This is a genomic window from Nocardia sp. NPDC023733, from assembly GCF_040639775.1.
Lineage (GTDB): Bacteria > Actinomycetota > Actinomycetes > Mycobacteriales > Mycobacteriaceae > Nocardia > Nocardia rosealba.
In genome coordinates this window covers 1-17,490 of sequence record NZ_JBFAAN010000007.1, presented here as the reverse complement: position 1 = coordinate 17,490, position 17,490 = coordinate 1, and the positions used below count along the sequence as shown (strand labels likewise).

Below are 17,490 nucleotides of genomic sequence, written 5' to 3'. Positions count from 1 at the left end.
CGACCGGCCCCGGCGCGCTGGAGGGCGTGCGCTGCGACACATGGGCGGGTGTGCGGTCGCCGGGGGTCGCCATGCCACCCTGCTTGCAGCGGAAAGGAGCGGGTGGTGAGTGGTGTGGTGATGGCGGGCGCGCTGGCGGCGCAGCTCGACGAGGCGGTCACCGTGGTGCATCGCAGCGGCGAGCTGCTCGGGGTGATCTCGTTCGCCGCGTCGGGTGCGCTGGTGGCGGTGCGCAAGCGGCTCGACCTGTTCGGGATGGTCGTGCTCGGCTGCGCTACGGCGCTCGGTGGGGGCATCGTGCGCGACCTGCTCATCGGACGCACCCCACCCGCCGCGTTCACCGACCTGACCTTCCTGACCGCGTCGATCGTGACCGCGCTGATCCTGTACTTCATCGCGCCCTCGCCACGGCTCACCAAGGGCCCGCTCGAAGTGGCCGACGCGATCGGGCTCGGACTGTTCTGTGTCACCGGCACCGTGATCGCCGACTCGGTCGGGCTCGGCGCGCCGACCGCCGCCCTGCTCGGCATGACGACGGCCATCGGCGGCGGCGTGCTGCGCGACGTGCTCAGCGGCGAGGTCCCCCTGGTTCTGCGGCCCGACCAGGACCTCTACGCGATTCCCGCCCTGTTCGGCGCGGCGACCACCGCCGTCCTGCTGCACCTGGACATCTACCAGACCTGGACAGGATTGCTCGCCGCCGCAGGCGCCGTCGGGTTCCGTTTGCTCGCAAGGCATTACGGCTGGCACGCACCGACCGCCCGGCACGCTCGCGACTGACCGGAAGCCGCACTGATCAGCGGATCGCGACTCCCGCACGCAACCGCCGAGCGCCCTCGTCGATGGTTTCGTCCCGTTTGCTGAAGGTGAAGCGCACCAGGTGTTTCCACTCGGCGGGATGGTCGACGAACGCGCTCACCGGTACGGCGGCCACGCCGAGTCGAGCAGGCATCTCCCGGCACAGCGTCAGCCCGTCGTCGATCCCGAGCGGTCGCACATCAGCACACACGAAGTAGCCGCCCGCGGTGGACGACACGGCGAAGCCGGTGTCGCGCAACGCGTCCGAGAGTCGGAGACGTTTGTCGGCGAGGCCGTCACGCATGCCGCGCACCCAGTCCAGCTCGGTGTCGATCGCGTGGGCGACGGCGGGCTGGAACGGACCACCGCCGACGAAGGTCATGAACTGTTTCGCCGTGAGTACGGCGTTCAGCAGCGGCGCGGGCGCGCACGCCCAGCCGATCTTCCAACCCGTGACATTGAAAGCCTTTGCCGCACTGGACACCACGATGGTCCGTTCGCGCATCCCCGGCAGCATCGAGATGCTGATGTGCTCCACACCGTCGTACACGAGGTGCTCGTACACCTCGTCGGCCAGCACGAGCAGGTCGTGTTCGCGTGCCATCTCGGCGATCGCGGTGAGTTCGTCGCGCGAGAGCACCGAGCCGGTGGGGTTGTGGGGTGAATTGATCACCAGCATGCGGGTTTTCGGGGTGATCGCGGAACGCAGGCTGTCGATGTCGAGGACGAAGCGGTCGCCGTCGGGAACCAGTCGCGCGGTCCGGCGCTGCGCACCCGCCAGGGCGACCGCGGCGGCGTAGGAGTCGTAGTAGGGCTCGATGAGCACCACTTCCGCGCCGGGTTCGACCAGGCCGAGCAGGGTCGCGCTGATCGCTTCCGTGGCGCCGACGGTGACCAGCACCTCGGTGTCGGGGTCGTAGTGGGTGCCGTAGCGGCGGGCGCGATCCGCGGCGACGGCCCGGCGCAGGGCGGGCACCCCTCGGCCCGGCGGGTACTGGTTGTGGCCGTCGGCGATGGCGGCGCGGGCCACTTCGAGCATGCTCGCGGGACCGTCGGTGTCGGGGAATCCCTGTCCGAGATTCACCGCGTCGTGGCGCACGGCGAGTTCGGTCATCTCGGCGAAAATGGTCGAGCCGAAGGGGCGCAAGCGGGCGACGGTGGGCGGCACAGACGACATCTCCGCAGCGTATCCCACCTTTCCCCGGCGTTGCCGCACGATAGCGAACACCTATGTTTCACAAACGTTTTTAGCCTTTGACCTGCGGTATTGTGCGATCACTCAATCTCAGCTAGCCTCGCCGTGTTCTACCTCACACACCACAGCGTGGTGGCATATCGAAAGGGGCTCGCATGGCCTCACCTCTGCTCGACTTCATCCTGCAACCGGCCGCGTCGGAGGTCGCCGGTTCGGCACTTCGCTTCATCTCCGAACAGCTGGAAGCCAGCCCGATCGTCGACTTCTTCACCGGGTCGGCCACGCCGGACAACAACATGGGCTCGTCCACCGGGGACCACAACCTCGGCTCGTCCACCGGTGATCACCAGTGGGGGTCCACCTACCCGTAGACACCGCAGCGCCGGATCGGATCGCGCGGGTCCGGTCCGGCTAGGTGCGCAGCCGAGCGCCCGACAGCTTCGCCACATTGGCGAAATCGTAAGCGGCACAGACCAGCCCGTCTTTCACCGAGAACGCGAGCACCCGAACCGCTCGGCCGAACGGTGAGTTCGGATCGGTGAGTACCAGACCCGATTGCCCGTTCACCGCGGCGAAACCGATCTCCAGCGCCGGCTCCTCGAGCTGCTTGCGCCACAGGCCGACCGCCAGCCGCGCCACCTTCTCCGCACCCTCCACGACATTGAGCGCCGTGCGTGCCGTGCCGCCCGCGTCGGCGATGAAATTCACGTCCGGATGCAGGGTGGCGGCCACCGCGGCGATATCGCCGGTGGCGAGTGCGGCCAGGAAACGCTGCACCGCCTCGTCGTGCGCGTCGTCGGTCACCGGGGGTGGGGTGCGGGCCACGGTCTTGCGGGCGCGCACCGCCAACTGCCGTGCCGCATCGGGTGATACGCCGAGGATGTCGGCGATCTCGTCGAACGGTACGGCGAGGCTGTCGTGCAGGACCAGCGCCACCCGCTGCTGCGGGGTGAGCGCGTCGAGCACCACCATCGCCGCCATCCGGTTGTCCTGATTGCGGACGACCACCTCCAGCGGGTCGTCGGTGCGGGCCGGCCCGGTGACGATCGGTTCCGGCAGCCACTGGCCCACGTAGGTTTCCCGGCGCACCGCCGCGCTGCGCAGATGGTCGAGGCAGATCCGGCTCACCACGGTGGTGAGCCAGGCACGCAGGTCCTCGATCTCGGATTGGTGGGCGCCCGCCATCCGCAGCCAGCTCTCCTGCACCGCGTCCTCGGCGTCGCCGACGCTTCCGGTGAGCCGGTAGGCCACCGAAATGAGATGTGCTCGATGCGATTCGAACAGGTCGGCGAGAAGCGGGGAAACCATCGCCGCTGATCCTACGGAGTGGGTTCACGCTGGTTGCACGGGTGTACCGGTTTTGCCGTCGCGCGCGGAAAATGCCGTGAGAACTCTGCACCCGTCCTGTCAGGATGAGGTGATGTACCAGCACACGCTCACCGACGGCACCGTGTGGCTCATCCGGCCGACCGCCGCCGACATCGACCGCATCGTCGAGTGTTGCCAAGACCCCGCCGTAGGGCGCTGGACCACCATCCCCGTGCCCTACGGCCGCACCGACGCCGAGGAGTTCCTCGACCGGAACGTGGCGGGAGGGTGGCTCCACAACGAGCCGATCTGGTCCATCCGCACCGCAGCCGACGGCCGCGTCGAGGGGATGGTCGGCCTGCACGCCCGGGGTCCGGGCGCCTGCGAGATCGGCTTCTGGCTCAGCCCCGAACACCGAGGTCGCGGCCTGATGTCACGCGCCATCACCCTGGTCTGCGATTTCGGCTTCGCCACCGAAGGGCTCGGTCTGCAGCGCATCACGTGGCGCGCGATGGTCGGCAATCACGCCTCGGCCGCCGCCGTCCGCCGCAACGGATTCCACTACGAGGGGAAGGCCCGGTTGGGCGGCGTGCAGCGCGGGGTTCGGGTCGACGAGTGGTACGCGGCACGGTTGGTCGACGATCCGCCCGGCCCGGTGGATGGATGGCCTGCGGAGACCTTTCCTCCGGAAGGATGATCGTGGCTGAGTGCTGGTGGTTCTCGGAGCGCGAGAGGGGCGCGACAGGTGGCTGACGACGCACGGTTCGAGTGGTTCGCCGATGTGATGGGAGTGCGGGCAGGTGAGCGGGTCCTCGAAGTGGGGCCTGGTCCGGGCGCGTCGTTGGCGCGGATGGCGGAGCGGCTCGGCGACGGGCGGATCGTCGGCGTGGAACGTTCGGCGACCGCGTTCGCGCGAGCCGGGCAGCGGTGTGCCGACGAGATCGCGGCAGGCCGAATCCGGTTGGTGCAGGGCGAGATCGGAAAGATCGCACCGGGCCGCCTGCTCGGCGAACTCGATCCCGGCGGACGGTTCGACCTGATCTACGCGGTCAACGTCAACCTCTTCTGGACCTCCCCCGCACCCCAGGCCTGGGCAACGATCCGAGCCTGCCTGTCCCCCACCGGCCGCCTCTGGCTCTGCTACGGCTACGGCACCCCCACCGACGCCCCCACCTCCCCGAAACCCAGCCCAACTCGCCTCACCGACCGCTGCGCCGCCGCCGGCTTCACCGGCGAACCCACCCCCTCAGGCGACCTCCTCGCCGTCCACCTCACCCCAACCCACTGAATCACCACGCTCTGGTGACGCTCACTTCGCACATCGATCGGGGACATGCGCCGGTCAGGAGGGGCGGAGGCGGCGGGCGGTGCCTCGGTGGGCGGGAACCTGGGTGGGATCTTCGGGCCATGCGTGTTTGGGGTAGCGGCCGCGGAGGTCGGCACGGACCTGGGGCCAGCCGGTTTGCCAGAAGGAGGGGAGGTCGGCGGTGACGGCTACGGGGCGCTGGGCTGGAGAGAGCAGGTGCAAGAGGAGAGGGGCGCGGCCGTCGGCGAGGGTGGGTGGGGTGGTCCAGCCGAAGATTTCCTGGACCTTCACCGCGAGGACCGGTTGGTCGGCGCTGTAGTCGACGCGGACGCGGCTGCCCGAGGGGACCTCGAGACGTTCGGGGGCGAGGTCGTCGAGGCGGGCGGCTTCGGGCCAGGGCAGGAGGCGGCGCAGGGCGGTGCCCGCATCGATGCGGGCGAGGTCGGCGCGGCGGCGGGCGGTGGCGAGTTCGGGGCCGAGCCAGGGGTCGAGGTCGGCGAGGAGGGCGTCGTCGTCGACATCGGGCCATGGTGTGCCGAGCGTACGGTGCAGGAAAGCGAGGCGGTCACGCAGGGTGCGCGCGTCGTCGGACCAGCGGAGCAAACCGAGCCCTTCCGCTCGCAACCCTTCCCGCAACGCCGCACTCACCAACGCCGAATCCGGTTCGCGCAGTGGCTTTTCCGACAACACGATCGCGCCCAACCGTTCGACTCGCCGCGCGATCACATCTCCACCGTCCCACCGCACTTCTTCCCCAGCGCTGACCAAATCCGGCGCCGCCATCCGCGCCAGATCCTCCGAGGCCATGGCTGCCAACCGAATTCGGCCCTCGGCCCGTCCCGGGTCTCGATCAGCCACGGCAACAGCCAACCACTCCGCCGCCGCGAGCCCGGACCCCGCAGGCAAGGAAACCGCCGTACCACCCGCCATCAGATACGTCCCCGACCCGCTCCCCCGCCGCCGCGCCAACCGGTCCGGCTGCGCCAACGCGATCATCAACGCCACCCCCTCTTCGAGCGAAACCCCGCCCGCCCCAGCACCGGACGCTCCCGCACTCCGCACCCCCTCGCCCGACGCCTGCGCGCCACGGCGGTCCTCTTTCGGCAGCGTGTCATCGCTGGGCACGGTGCCCGCACCGCGCCCCCTGCCCGACGACCTCGCTTCGTCCGACACAGGCACGGTGCCCTCACGCGGTCGTCCGCGATCGTGCGACCCGGCGTCCGGCCTCACCGCACCATGCGCATCCTCGCTCGGCAGGACCGCATCGACTCCCCGCGGAACACCCTGTGTCTCGGCGGCCGATGCTTCCGCGCCCACCCTTTCGCTCGGCAGCCCACCTGCGCCGGATCGGGTGACGAGGCGGGTGAGGCGGGTGACTTCTCGGGTCCAGCGTGGTGGGCGTTCGGTGCGGAGGGTGCGCAAGGCCGCGGTGGCGTCTGCGCCGGGGGCGAGGGTGTCGTCGTCCATCAGGGCGACCATTTCGGCGGCGAGTTTCGGGCCGAGGTGAGCGGCGCCGTCGAGGAGGGCGCGGGCCAGGCGGGGGTGCAGGCCGAGGGTGGCCATGGCACGGCCGCGGGCGGTGATGTGGTCGTTGCCGTCGAGGGCGCCGAGGGCGTGCAAGACGGTGCGGGCAGCGGTGAGCGCGCCTTCGGGTGGGGCGTCCCACCAGGCGAGGGCGGAACCGTCGGGGGTGCCCCAGCATGCCAATTCGAGTGCGAGGCGGGTCAATTCGGCGGTGCGGATCTCCGGGTCGGGGTAGGCGGGCAGGGTGTGGTGTTCGTATTCGGGCCAGCAGCGCCAGGCGCGACCGGGCGCCTCACGACCGGCACGTCCGGCACGCTGTTCGGCGACCGCGGCCGAAACACGCACTGTCGCAAGGCCGGAGAGGCCGCGCCGATGATCTACCCGCGACACCCGCGACAATCCGGAGTCGACAACGGCACGCACGCCGGGCACGGTGAGGCTGGATTCCGCTACGGCAGTGGACAACACGACTCGGCGACGCGCGCCCGGCCGTAGCGCACTGTCCTGCGCCGCCCCGGCCAGCCGACCGTGCAACGGCACGACATCCACATCGAGATCACGCAGCAACCCGGCCGTCCGGTTGATCTCACCGACACCCGGCAGGAAAACCAGGACATCGCCCTCGGTCTGATCCAGCGCGACACGCGTCGCCCGGGCGACATGGCCTTCCAGCCGTTCCCGGGGCAAGGCCGGCACATAACCGATGTCGACCGGGTACGTCCGTCCCCGCACCTCGAGCACCGGCGCCCGCTCGTCACCACCGAGCAGTTCGGCGAGCCGTTCGGCGGCGACGGTCGCCGAGGTGGCGAGCACGCGCAGATCGGGACGCAGACCCGACCGAGCGTCGAGCAGCAGGGCAAGCAGCAGATCGGCGTCGAGGTGCCGCTCATGGCACTCGTCGAGGATCACCGTGCCGACCCCCACGAGCTCCGGGTCCTGCTGCAACCGCCGGACCAACAGACCGGATGTCACCACCTCGATCCGCGTACGCGGCCCCACCTTGCGATCCCCACGGACCGCATACCCGACGGTCTCCCCGACCGGTTCCCCGAGCAACCCGGCCATGCGCGCGGCCGCCGCCCGCGCCGCCAACCGCCGCGGTTCGGCCACCACAACCCGCCCACCGCCCGCCGCCGAAGCCGACGACACCGCCCTCCCCGGCCCCACGTACTCGTCCGCAGCCGAAGCCGACGGCACCGCCTTCCCCCGCCCCACGTACTCGTCCGCAGCCAAGGCCAGCGGGACCAGCGTCGTCTTCCCGGTGCCCGGCGGCGCAACGAGCACCGCGACACCCCGATCGGCCAGGGTGCGCGTGATCTCCCCCAGCGCGGGCCGCACCGGAAGATCGGGAAGTTCGGGAAGTCTCATCGGCGAACAGTCTGCCTACCCACCCGCACCGAGCGCCACCGAGACTGCCTATTCCGAACACAGCCGGAACTGGCTAGCCTGCGGGAGATGAGCATCGAGTTCGCGTTGACCACGCTCGTCATCGTCGCCACGCCGGGCACCGGGGTGCTGTTCACGCTCGCGGCGGGCCTGGCGCGGGGCGTCCGGGCCAGCGTGATCGCGTCCTTCGGCTGCACGCTCGGCATCATCCCGCACATGATCGCCGCCATCACCGGGCTGGCAGCGGTCCTCAACGCCAGCGCGGTGGCGTTCCAGACCTTGAAGTACCTCGGGGTGGCGTATCTGCTGTACATGGCGTGGAACACCTTCCGCGACAAGGGCGCACTGTCCCTCCCGGAGGCGGAGTCCGGTGCCGCGCCGTCGGCGCGCAAGATGATCACCTCCGCGATCCTGCTCAATATTCTCAACCCGAAGCTGACGATCTTCTTCTTCGCGTTCCTGCCGCAGTTCGTGCCGACGGGTACCCCGAACGCGTTGGCGCGCATGCTCGAACTGAGTGGGGTGTTCATGCTGGCGACGTTCGTGGTGTTCGCGCTGTACGGCGCTGCCGCGGCGGCGGTGCGGTCCCATATCGTGTCGCGCCCGGCGGTGGTGACGTGGATGCGGCGCGTGTTCGGCGCGTCGTTCGTAGCCCTCGCGGGCAGACTCGCCTTGCAGAACCAGTAAAAGCACTGTGGCCCCGGGGTTTCCGGGGCCACGAGTGTGCAGCGAATTCAGCCGCGCCGGGTTTCGACAGCCTGCGCCAGGCGGTCGAGCTGCGTGGCGGTGGTCTCCCAGTCGATGCAGGCATCGGTGATGGACTGGCCGTAGGTGAGGTCGGCGGCCTTGCCCAGGGTGAGGTCCTGGCGGCCCGCGACGAGGAACGACTCGAGCATCACACCGACCACGCCCTGCTCACCGGCGGCGAGCCGGGTCGCGATGTCGGTAACGACGTCGACCTGACGGTTGTGGTCCTTGTTGCTGTTGCCGTGGCTGGCGTCGACCACCACGCGCTGGGGCAGCGCGGACTTCTCGAGGCGCAGCTTGGCCTCGGCGACGGAAGCGGCGTCGTAGTTGGTGCCGTTGCTGCCACCGCGCAGGATGACGTGGCAGTCCGGGTTGCCGGAGGTACGGATCAGCGCCGAACGGCCGTCGAGGTCGGTGCCGGGGAAGACGTGGCTGGCGGCGGCGGCACGCACACCGTCGACCGCGACCTGCACGTCACCGTCGGTGCCGTTCTTGATGCCCACCGGCATCGACAGCGCCGAGGACAGCTGACGGTGCACCTGGCTGGCGGCGGTGCGCGCACCGATCGCGCCGTAGGACACCAGGTCCGCGATGTACTGCGGGGTGATGGGGTCGAGGAACTCACACGCCACCGGCAGGCCGAGGGCGGTGATGTCGACGAGCACCTTGCGGCCGATGCCGAGACCGGTGTTCACGTCGAACGAACCGTCCAGGTGCGGGTCGTTGATCAGACCCTTCCAGCCCAGCGTGGTGCGCGGCTTCTCGAAGTACACGCGCATGACGATGTGCAGCCGGTCGCCGAGTTCCTCGGCCTTGGCGGCCAGCTTGCGGGCGTAGTCGAGGGCGGCGACGGGGTCGTGCACCGAGCACGGGCCGACGATCACCATCAGGCGGTCGTCGTCGCCGTTGAGCACGTCGACGGTGGCTTTGCGACCCGAGCGCACGGTGTCGGCCAGCTCGTCGGTGATGGGGTGCACGAGGCGGACCTCGGCGGGCGAGCGCAAGGGGCTCACGCTGAGGGTGCGCTGATCGTCGAGATCGGAGTGCCGCGCGTCTACGTCAACTGCGGTGGTCATGAGAATGTGGGTCCTTTTCGGTTGAAGGCCGACCCACGGAAATTTCGCTACCCGTCGAGCCGGTCAGGTATCCGGCTCGGGGTGGAGGAAGTCAGCGCGCAGGGTCGCAGACCGGCCCACCCAGGGCCGGCTCGCTAAACCAGAAATATGCGCGCTGCATGCCGTGGACTGTACCACCGGTGAAACGTCACGGACCCGCGCCTGGTTGCCCGAAGTGCGCACGATCACACCACTGCGCCGGTTGACCTCAACCTCTGTTGAGTTCCTAGCGTGGGTGCCGAGGAAAGGAAATCGACTGTGACAACACTGGTTACGGGCGCGACCGGCAATACCGGGCGTCAGGTGGTTCGGGAACTCGTCGAGCGCGGCGAGAAGGTCAAAGCACTCACCCGCGATACCGAAAGGGCACGCGCACTCCTCGGTCCCGAGGTGGAACTGGTCGGCGGAACGCACACCGAGCCGGGCACGCTCGACTGGAGCGGTGTCGACCGATTGCACGTGACCGTGACGGCGGGTCTGGCCGAGGTGGGCCAGGAACTGGTCGACCGGGCGGTGGCGGCGGGCGTGCAGCGCATCACGGTGGTCTGGGGTGGCGGCGTCGGTCCCGTCGAGCAGGCGATCGAGCGCTCCGGCGTGGAATGGACGCGGCTGGAACCGCAGGAGTTCATGTCGAACACGCTCACCTGGGCCGATTCGATCCGGGCCGAGGGCGTGGTGCGCGAGCCGTACGCGCATCCGAGCGCGCTGGTACACGAGGCCGATATCGGTGCGGTGGCCGCGGTCGCACTGCTCGAGGACGGGCACACCGGGCGTGCCTACAACCTCACCGGCCCGCAGACGCTCACTCCGCAGGAACGGTTGGCCGTGCTCGCCGAGGCCGCCGGAAGGGAGATCGCGTTCGTGACCATCAGCCATGAGCAGGCGATCGAGCGCTTGACGGCGACCGGGGTGTCGCGCGCGGATGCCGAGTACGTGATCGGCTGGTACGCCGAGTCGAGCCCGGAGTCCCGCACCGTCGACCCGACGGTCGAAAACGTGCTCGGCCGCCCAGCGCGCACCTTCGCGCAGTGGGCAGCCGAGCACGCGCACCGATTCGCCTGAGCGCTCCCGGATCCTCAGCCGAACTGGCCGGCCACGTAGTCGCCCGCCGGGGTGTGAGCGATGGCGTTGAGCCGGTTCCAGGCGTTGATCGTCGCGATGGCGGCGATCAACGCGGCGATCTGGTCGTCGTCGTAGTGCTTGCGGACCTGGGCCCAGGTGTCTTCGGTGACCTGGCCGCCGTCGGCGACGCGGGTCGCCTCCTCGGTGAGGGCGAGCGCGGCCCGCTCCGCCTCGGTGAACACGTTGGCCTCGCGCCACGCCGCGACCAGATTGATCCGCACCGAGGATTCGCCCATGTGCGCGGCGTCCTTGGTGTGCATGTCGACGCAGAAGCTGCACCCGTTGATCTGCGACGCGCGGATCTTCACCAGCTCATGGGTGGCCTTCGGCAGCGGCGAGCCGTCGATCACCTTGGCTGCGGTCTGCAGCCGCTTCACGAAGCTGGTGGCGACGGGGTTGTTGTAGAGGTCGAAACGAGCTTCCATGATCACTCCTTCGTCGGGTGGAATACACCTCTACGACGACGCACGGCGCCGGAGTGTGACATGGGTGATCGCGATCACCTCAGAGCAGACCGCACAGCTTCTCCGACAGCTCCCAGAGCTCGGCGGCGACGGCGCGATCGTGCGCGGGCGCGGCCATCGCGCACGGCGCCGGGTGGCCCCACAGGCCGAACAGGCCGTCGGGACCGTAGAACCCGCCGGGCTCCACGTCGGCGGTGGCGGCGAACAGCGTGGGCAGCGCGCCCTGGGCGGGGCTCTGGGCGAACATCCGGTTGCCGAGCCACATGAAAACTTCCTGCACCGATTCGGTGTGCGACATGAGTTCGGTCGCGGCGTACCCGGGGTGCGCGGCCACCGAGAGCACCGACGACCCCTCGCCGGCGAGGCGGCGCTGCAGTTCGGTGGCGAACAGCAGATTGGCCAGCTTGGACTGGCCGTAGGCGCGCCAACGGTCGTAGCGGCGCTGCTCCCAGTTGGGGTCGGTCAGGTCGATGCGGCCGATGCGGTGCGCGTTGCTCGACACGGTGACCACCCGGTCGGCGATCCGGTCGAGCAGCAGGTTGGTGAGCGCGAAGTGCCCGAGATGGTTTGTGCCGAACTGCATTTCGAAACCGTCGGCGGTGCGGCGCAGCGGCAGCGCCATCACGCCCGCGTTGTTGATCAGCACGTCGACCCGCTCGATCGACTCGGCGAAGGCACGCACCGAGTTCAGGTCGGCCAGATCGAGCTCACGCACCTGGGTCTCCCCCGGTAACTCGCTCGCCACCTGCTCGGCCTTGGCCGTATTGCGGCAGGCCAGGGTCACCCGCGCGCCTTTCGCGGACAACGCCCGCGCGGTGGCGGCACCGAGACCGCTGTTGGCGCCGGTCACGATGAAAGTGCGGCCGGTCTGGTCGGATAGGTCAGCGGTAGTCCACTTGCTCACCGACCGAAGTGTAGTGCGAGCTGGGACAACCGCGAATCGAGAACCGCCCTCCGGTCAGGACTGTGCGAGGATCTCCTCGTCGGTCATCGCGGCCACCTCCAGGTACATCGCCGCCACGACTTCCAGCCTGCCCGACGAACCGGATTCGTTCTCCCGCTGCGTCATTCGCTGCGCCAGACCCTCCACGCTGCGGGCGGTGAACAGGTCGGCGACCACGGTGTCGGGTGCGTCGAGCCACTCGCGGATGCGCGCGACAGCGGTGGTGGCGAGCACCGAATCACCACCGAGGGCGAAGAAGTCGTCGGTGACACCGATGCGTTCGGTGGCGAGGACCTCGCCGATCACGGCCGCGAGCGCGCGCTCGAGATCGGTGCGCGGCGCGACGAATTCGTCGGCCGCCTCGCCCTTTTCGAGCACGGCGCGAATGGCCTTGCGGTCGGGTTTGGCGTTCGGGGTGAGCGGGAGTTCGGGCAGCATCTCGAGCCGGGTGGGCACCATGTAGGTGGGGACCAGTTCGGCGGTGGCGGCCAGCACGGTGTCGACATCGAGGACGGTGCCCGGCGTCGGCACCACCAGTGCGACCAGTTTCGGTGCGGCCTTGCCGACCACAGCCGCGACCGCGTGACGCACCCCGGGCACGGCGCGCAGCGCGCTCTCCACCTCACCGAGTTCCACCCGGTAACCACGGATCTTCACCTGATGATCGGCGCGGCCGAGGAATTCCAGACCGCCGTCGGGCAGGTAGCGGGCCAGGTCACCGGTGCGGTACCAGCGCACACCCTCGTGGGTGACGAAGCGGTCGGCGGTGCGTTCGGGGTCCTTGCGATACCCGGCGGCCACACCGTCCCCACCGATCCACAGTTCGCCGCTCACCCAGTCGGGGCAGTCGTTGCCCGCCGGGCCGACCACGCGGCACCGCACATTGCGCAACGGGGTGCCGTAGGGAACGGCCGTCCATTCGGCAGGCACCTCGGCGCCGACGACCTCGCAGATGGTGGAGTGGATGGCGGTTTCGGTCGCGCCGCCGAGACCGGCGAAGCGGCAGTCCGGTGCCACGGCCGCCAGGCGTGCGGGCAGCGCGACATCCACCCAGTCGCCACCCAGGATCACTGTGCGCAGCGAGGGCAGCGCTTGTCCGCCTGCCGCGGTGAGCAGCATGTCGAGCAGGCTGGGAACGCAGTTGACCAGCGAAACCTCGTGGCGGCGAATGATCTCCACCCAGCGCGCCGGGTCGCCGCGTTGCGCGTCGTCGACAGTGACCACGGCGCCGCCCGCCGCGAGCAGGCCGAAGATGTCGTAGACCGAGAGGTCGAACTCGAGGGCCGAGAGGGCGAGGGCACGGTCGTTCGCGCCGATGCCGAAGCGGTCGTCGAGGTCGTCGATGGTGTTCATGGCCGCGCGGTGGGGCACCTCGACACCCTTCGGCTTGCCCGTGGAGCCGGAGGTGAACAGCACGTAGGCGATGTTCTCCGGATCGCCGAAGACGGGGCGCGCCAAGGGCTCCGGGTGGTTGCGGGCCTCGGCCAGGTCGACGACCCGGGCCTCGGGGATCTGGGCGCCACCGACGGTGAGTACCGCGACGGCGTCGGCGGTGGAGAGGATTTCGGCGCGGCGGGCGGCGGGCTGATCGAAGCCGATCGGCACGTACACCGCACCGGCGGCGAGCACGCCGAGGACGGCGACGACCTGATCGGGCCCCTTCGGCAACTGCACTGCCACCGAATCACCGGGTGTCACACCGGCTTCGCGCAGAGCACCGGCCACGGCGAGGGCGTCCGCGGCCAGTTCACCGTAGGTCAGCTGCCCGGTGGGCGCCCAGAGCACCGCCGGTGCGGACGGATTCGTCGCGGCGTTGGCGAAGAATCCTGTGTGCAGCAGGTTGCCGCTCAGCGGCGCGGCTGTCGCGTTCACGCGGGCACGAGTCGCCGCCTGTTCCACGGGGATTCGCACCCCCGCCTCGGCCTGCCAGCCCGCAACGGTCGCCGAACCCTGGCCGCCCAGGCGTTCGATGGCCTCGATGTAGCGGGCGAACATGTCCTCGACCATGCCGGGCGGGAAGGCGGATTCGCGGATGTCCCAGTTGAGCAGGAGGCCGCCGCGGACCTCGGTGATCTGGGCGTCGAGCAGCACCTGCGGGCCCTGGGAGATGATCCAGACCGGGTCACCGAAGGTATCGGTGACGGTGTCGGCGAACAGTTCGCCGAGGTTGAGGGCGCTGGTGTAGACGATGGGGGCCAGCACCGGTTCACCGCGCTGGCGGCCCAGGTCACGCAGGACCTCGAGGCCCGAGTAGGCCGAATGGGCGCCCGCCTCGTGCAGGCGCTGCTGCAAAGTGCGCGCACGATCGGCGACGGTGGCGGGCTCGGTGACATCGACCTCGAGCAGCACCGAGGAGGTGAAGTCGCCGACCACGCCGTCGACCTGCGGGTGCACCGGCTCCCGATGGAACAGCGGCAGATTCAGCAGAAAGCGGCGCTGCGCCGACCAGCCGCCGATGGTCTCGGCGAACACCGAGGCCAGCGCCATCGCCGGGGTGATGCCGCGCGCGTGGGCGGCGTCGAACACCTGCGCCTTGGCCTCCGGGGCCAGCCACCGGTGCAGGCGGACGGTGCGGTTCGGCTCCGAAACGTGCTGTGCCTGCGGCAGTTCGGGTGCGCCGGGCAGTTCGGCGAGCCGGTCGCGCCACCAGTCGCGGTCGCGGTCGCGTTCCTGATCGGTGGACGGCTGTTCGGCCAGGTACTGGCGGAATGTGTAGTCCTGAGGGGCGAGCTGTTCGCCGTGGTAGAGCTTGGCCAGGTCGGTGACGAGGATGCGGTAGCTCATGGCGTCGGCGGCGAGCATGTCGACATCGAGGTGCAGGCGGGTACGACCGTCGGCCAGCCGGGTGAGGGCGATATCGATCACCTGGCCGTCCTCCACGGCCATCCGCTGATGGGTGCGCTGGTCGCGCAGTTCCGCCAGCCTGCGCTGCGCCTCGTCCTCGGACACCGCACGCAGATCGGTGACCCCGAACACGGCCCGACCGGGGCGGTCGAGGGTCTGCTGGGTGCCGTCCGGCAGGAACCTCGTCCGCAGCATCGGATGGCGCACGAGCAATTGCTCCACGGCCCGCTCGAGGCGCTGCGGGTCCACACCCTGCCCGTCGAACTCGACGTACAGATGCGCGGCGACACCACCCAGCTCCTGCGCGTCGGAGCGGCCGATCCAGTACGCGTGCTGCATGGGAGCGAGGGGGAACGGTGTCCCGTCATCGGCCACGAGCTCGGAAACCGCTGCGGCAAAACCATTTCTGCCGCCTTCGGCCTGTGTCGGCTCGACCGTTCGCGCACCCGGTTCGACGCCCTCGGCCTGTCGCGGTGACGTGGCCGAGGTCGGTTCGACATTCGGCGCCTGGTCCTGGCCGACCGGATCTGCCGTGGCGCCGCTCAGGGTTTCCGGGTCGGCGCCGTTGAGTAAGGCGTGCCAGGCGTCGATGGTCGGGTGCGCGGCGAGGAGGGCGAAGTTCACCTTGATGCCGCGTTTGCGCCAGGCACCCGCGAGTTTCATGGTGCGGATAGAGTCGAGGCCGAGCTGGATCAGGTCGTCGGCATCGGCGACAGCGTCGGGGGTGATGTCGAGGTGACGGGCGATCGCGGCACGGATCTCGGCACGGTCGATTCCGCCGCCGTTCGCGGGTGCTGTCTCCATCTGCCGATCACTCCTTGCTCGCCGTCCGACCCCGGACGGATTCGATACTGCTCGCCGGCAGCCTACTCCACTGAGATAGGGTTGCCTAACCTATGGTCGAGCAACCCAGGTTCTCGGCCGCTTTGATCTGGATCGACCGGAGGGTACGACTGTGACTACGTCGACTAGCCATCGCGACGGCTACGTTCCGTTTCCCGAGGCGGCAGCGCAGGAGTACCGCACGGCGGGCTACTGGTCCGGGCGCACGCTCGGTGACCTGCTGCGCGACACCGCCCGCACCCAGCCGTCGAGCCCCGCGATCCTCAGCGACGCCGCCGTGCAGTCCTACGCCGAACTCGACGCCGCCGCCGACGCCATGGCCCACGGCCTGCTCGCCCTCGGCATCCGCCCCGGCGACCGGGTGATCGTGCAGTTGCCGAATATCCCCGAGTTCGCGACGGCCCTGTTCGGCCTCCTGCGGGCGGGCATCATCCCTGTACTCACCCTGCCCGCGCACCGCCGCGCCGAGATCGAGCACCTGGCGGCACTGTCGGAGGCCGTCGCCTACCTGATCCCGGATCGGCTCGGCGATTTCGACTACCGCGAGCTGGCCGCCACGGTGCGCGCCGCCGTGCCGAGCCTGGCGCATGTGCTCGTGGCGGGCGATCCCGGGCAGTTCCGAGCCCTCGATACCGTTCCGGCGCAGGGTGATTCGCTGCCCGAGGTGGATCCCGCCGAGATCGCGGTGATGCTGGTTTCCGGCGGGACCACCGGTCTGCCCAAGCTCATCGCACGCACCCACGACGACTACGTCTACAACGCCACCGCGAGCGCGCAGGTGTGTGAGCTCACCGCCGACGACGTGTACCTCGCGACTCTGCCTGCCGCACACAACTTCCCGCTCGCCTGTCCTGGGATCTTCGGTACCGTCGCCACCGGCGGGGCCGTCGCCTTCACCCTCGACCCGAGCCCCGAGGCCGCGTTCGCCGCCATCGAGAAGCATCGCGTCACCGTGAGCGCCGTGGTGCCGCCGCTTGCCCAGTTGTGGAGTGCCGCGGTGGATTGGGAGGACGCCGATTTGAGCTCGCTGCGGCTGCTTCAGGTGGGTGGTGCGCGGTTGGCCGAGGTGAATGCTCGTGAAGTGGAACCGGCGCTGCAGTGCCGGTTGCAGCAGGTGTTCGGGATGGCCGAGGGGCTGTTGAACTTCACTCGCCTCGATGATGCCGACGAGCTGGTCTACACCACTCAGGGTAAGCCGCTCTCGCCTGGCGATGAGATCCGTGTGGTCGACGGTCAGGGTGAGGACGTGGCTCCCGGTGAGGAGGGGGAGCTGCTGACCCGCGGGCCCTACACCCTGCGTGGCTACTACCGTGCCCCCGAACACAATGCCCGCGCGTTCACGCCCGACGGGTTCTACCGCAGCGGTGACCTTGTCCGTCAGCTTCCCACGGGGCATCTGGTTGTCAGTGGGCGCATCAAGGATGTCATCAATCGTGGCGGTGAGAACATCTCTTGCGATGAGTTGGAGGAACATCTGTTGGCTCATCCGGCCGTCCGCCATGCTGCGGCGGTGGGGCTGCCCGATCCGTCGCTCGGGGAGAAGGTTTGTGTGGTTTTGGTGGTGACCGGGGGTTTGCCGACGCTTCCTGAGTTGAAGATGTTTCTTACCGAGCGGGGTTTGGCTACTTACAAGCTGCCTGACTTGATTCGGCAGGCGGATTCGTTGCCGGTTACTGCTGTTGGCAAGATTGATAAGAAGGCGCTGCGGGCTAGTTTGTAGGGGGCTTACGGCACTCGAGTGCGGGTACCTGCCGGACTCGGGTGCCGTGCGGCACTGCCTTGGTGTTTTGTGCACCACGGAGGTATTGGGCTGTGTTTTTGGAGCGCTGGCGCGCTCGAGCGCGGCCCCTGAGGGGCCGCGCGAACAGCGCTCGAGACTCGCGCTTCGCGCATGC

14 protein-coding genes are annotated in these 17,490 nt (G+C 69.4%); 7 read left to right on the top strand and 7 right to left on the bottom strand.

Translation table 11 applies throughout. The features are described from left to right. The first annotated feature begins 102 nt into the window (after nt 1–102). A complete protein-coding gene (locus tag AB0F86_RS23950; protein ID WP_166655758.1) occupies nt 103–780 on the top strand; it encodes a trimeric intracellular cation channel family protein in 678 nt (225 codons plus the stop codon). A gap of 16 nt (nt 781–796) precedes the next feature. Here the strand turns inward: AB0F86_RS23950 and AB0F86_RS23945 are convergent, their stop codons facing one another. Beyond that, nucleotides 797–1,975, bottom strand: a complete 1,179-nt coding sequence (locus AB0F86_RS23945) for a pyridoxal phosphate-dependent aminotransferase (protein ID WP_356986012.1) — start codon at nt 1,973–1,975, stop codon at nt 797–799. 173 nt (nt 1,976–2,148) lie between these two features. Here AB0F86_RS23945 and AB0F86_RS23940 point away from each other — a divergent pair, with 173 nt between their 5' ends. Beyond that, nucleotides 2,149–2,364 (top strand): hypothetical protein, encoded by a 216-nt coding sequence (locus AB0F86_RS23940; RefSeq protein WP_356986013.1) that lies wholly within the window; start codon nt 2,149–2,151, stop codon nt 2,362–2,364. Nucleotides 2,365–2,404: 40 nt separating this feature from the next. Here AB0F86_RS23940 and AB0F86_RS23935 read toward each other — a convergent pair whose 3' ends face one another. After that, the gene (locus AB0F86_RS23935; RefSeq protein ID WP_356986014.1) at nt 2,405–3,301 is read right to left on the bottom strand and encodes a sigma-70 family RNA polymerase sigma factor; all 897 of its coding nucleotides are present in this window, start codon (nt 3,299–3,301) and stop codon (nt 2,405–2,407) included. Between the two features lie 112 nt (nt 3,302–3,413). Between AB0F86_RS23935 and AB0F86_RS23930 the strand changes: the two genes are divergently transcribed. Together AB0F86_RS23930 and AB0F86_RS23925 are read left to right on the top strand one after the other, a co-directional pair. Next, nucleotides 3,414–3,998: a GNAT family N-acetyltransferase gene (locus AB0F86_RS23930; RefSeq protein WP_225281927.1), complete on the top strand. Its 585-nt coding sequence runs from the start codon at nt 3,414–3,416 to the stop codon at nt 3,996–3,998. A 48-nt stretch (nt 3,999–4,046) separates the two neighbouring features. Then, nucleotides 4,047–4,589 carry a class I SAM-dependent methyltransferase gene (locus AB0F86_RS23925; protein ID WP_356986015.1) on the top strand — a complete coding sequence of 181 codons (543 nt, stop codon included), beginning with the start codon at nt 4,047–4,049 and terminating at the stop codon, nt 4,587–4,589. Between the two features lie 54 nt (nt 4,590–4,643). Here AB0F86_RS23925 and AB0F86_RS23920 read toward each other — a convergent pair whose 3' ends face one another. After that, nucleotides 4,644–7,499, bottom strand: coding sequence for an ATP-dependent helicase C-terminal domain-containing protein (locus AB0F86_RS23920; protein WP_356986016.1), 2,856 nt, complete (start codon nt 7,497–7,499; stop codon nt 4,644–4,646). Between the two features lie 87 nt (nt 7,500–7,586). Between AB0F86_RS23920 and AB0F86_RS23915 the strand changes: the two genes are divergently transcribed. After that, nucleotides 7,587–8,204 carry a LysE family translocator gene (locus AB0F86_RS23915; protein WP_356986017.1) on the top strand — a complete coding sequence of 206 codons (618 nt, stop codon included), beginning with the start codon at nt 7,587–7,589 and terminating at the stop codon, nt 8,202–8,204. A 47-nt stretch (nt 8,205–8,251) separates the two neighbouring features. On the opposite strand, the gene AB0F86_RS23910 is transcribed toward AB0F86_RS23915, so the two are convergent. Then, a complete protein-coding gene (locus tag AB0F86_RS23910) occupies nt 8,252–9,340 on the bottom strand; it encodes a 3-deoxy-7-phosphoheptulonate synthase (RefSeq protein WP_356986018.1) in 1,089 nt (362 codons plus the stop codon). Between the two features lie 297 nt (nt 9,341–9,637). Here AB0F86_RS23910 and AB0F86_RS23905 point away from each other — a divergent pair, with 297 nt between their 5' ends. Further along, nucleotides 9,638–10,441 carry an NmrA family NAD(P)-binding protein gene (locus tag AB0F86_RS23905; protein ID WP_356986019.1) on the top strand — a complete coding sequence of 268 codons (804 nt, stop codon included), beginning with the start codon at nt 9,638–9,640 and terminating at the stop codon, nt 10,439–10,441. 14 nt (nt 10,442–10,455) lie between these two features. Here the strand turns inward: AB0F86_RS23905 and AB0F86_RS23900 are convergent, their stop codons facing one another. From AB0F86_RS23900 to AB0F86_RS23890, 3 genes are all read right to left on the bottom strand, one after another. Beyond that, entirely contained in the window at nt 10,456–10,926 is a 471-nt protein-coding gene (locus tag AB0F86_RS23900) for a carboxymuconolactone decarboxylase family protein (protein ID WP_181701122.1), read from the bottom strand. Nucleotides 10,927–11,005: 79 nt separating this feature from the next. Beyond that, nucleotides 11,006–11,869, bottom strand: coding sequence for an oxidoreductase (locus AB0F86_RS23895; protein WP_356986020.1), 864 nt, complete (start codon nt 11,867–11,869; stop codon nt 11,006–11,008). A 54-nt stretch (nt 11,870–11,923) separates the two neighbouring features. After that, nucleotides 11,924–15,556 carry an amino acid adenylation domain-containing protein gene (locus tag AB0F86_RS23890; protein ID WP_356986021.1) on the bottom strand — a complete coding sequence of 1,211 codons (3,633 nt, stop codon included), beginning with the start codon at nt 15,554–15,556 and terminating at the stop codon, nt 11,924–11,926. Nucleotides 15,557–15,707: 151 nt separating this feature from the next. Between AB0F86_RS23890 and AB0F86_RS23885 the strand changes: the two genes are divergently transcribed. Continuing rightward, complete coding sequence (locus AB0F86_RS23885) at nt 15,708–17,315, top strand: AMP-binding protein (RefSeq protein WP_356986022.1); 1,608 nt, start codon at nt 15,708–15,710, stop codon at nt 17,313–17,315. Nucleotides 17,316–17,490: the final 175 nt, after the last annotated feature.

Excerpts from the sequence above, each read along its gene's own strand:
- AB0F86_RS23890 (WP_356986021.1), bottom strand. The coding sequence starts at position 15,556 with ATGGAGACAGCACCCGCGAACGGCGGCGGAATCGACCGTGCCGAGATC.
- AB0F86_RS23900 (WP_181701122.1), bottom strand. The coding sequence starts at position 10,926 with ATGGAAGCTCGTTTCGACCTCTACAACAACCCCGTCGCCACCAGCTTC.
- AB0F86_RS23930 (WP_225281927.1), top strand. The coding sequence starts at position 3,414 with ATGTACCAGCACACGCTCACCGACGGCACCGTGTGGCTCATCCGGCCG.
- AB0F86_RS23920 (WP_356986016.1), bottom strand. The coding sequence starts at position 7,499 with ATGAGACTTCCCGAACTTCCCGATCTTCCGGTGCGGCCCGCGCTGGGG.
- AB0F86_RS23935 (WP_356986014.1), bottom strand. The coding sequence starts at position 3,301 with ATGGTTTCCCCGCTTCTCGCCGACCTGTTCGAATCGCATCGAGCACAT.
- AB0F86_RS23940 (WP_356986013.1), top strand. The coding sequence starts at position 2,149 with ATGGCCTCACCTCTGCTCGACTTCATCCTGCAACCGGCCGCGTCGGAG.
- AB0F86_RS23910 (WP_356986018.1), bottom strand. The coding sequence starts at position 9,340 with ATGACCACCGCAGTTGACGTAGACGCGCGGCACTCCGATCTCGACGAT.
- AB0F86_RS23945 (WP_356986012.1), bottom strand. The coding sequence starts at position 1,975 with ATGTCGTCTGTGCCGCCCACCGTCGCCCGCTTGCGCCCCTTCGGCTCG.
- AB0F86_RS23915 (WP_356986017.1), top strand. The coding sequence starts at position 7,587 with ATGAGCATCGAGTTCGCGTTGACCACGCTCGTCATCGTCGCCACGCCG.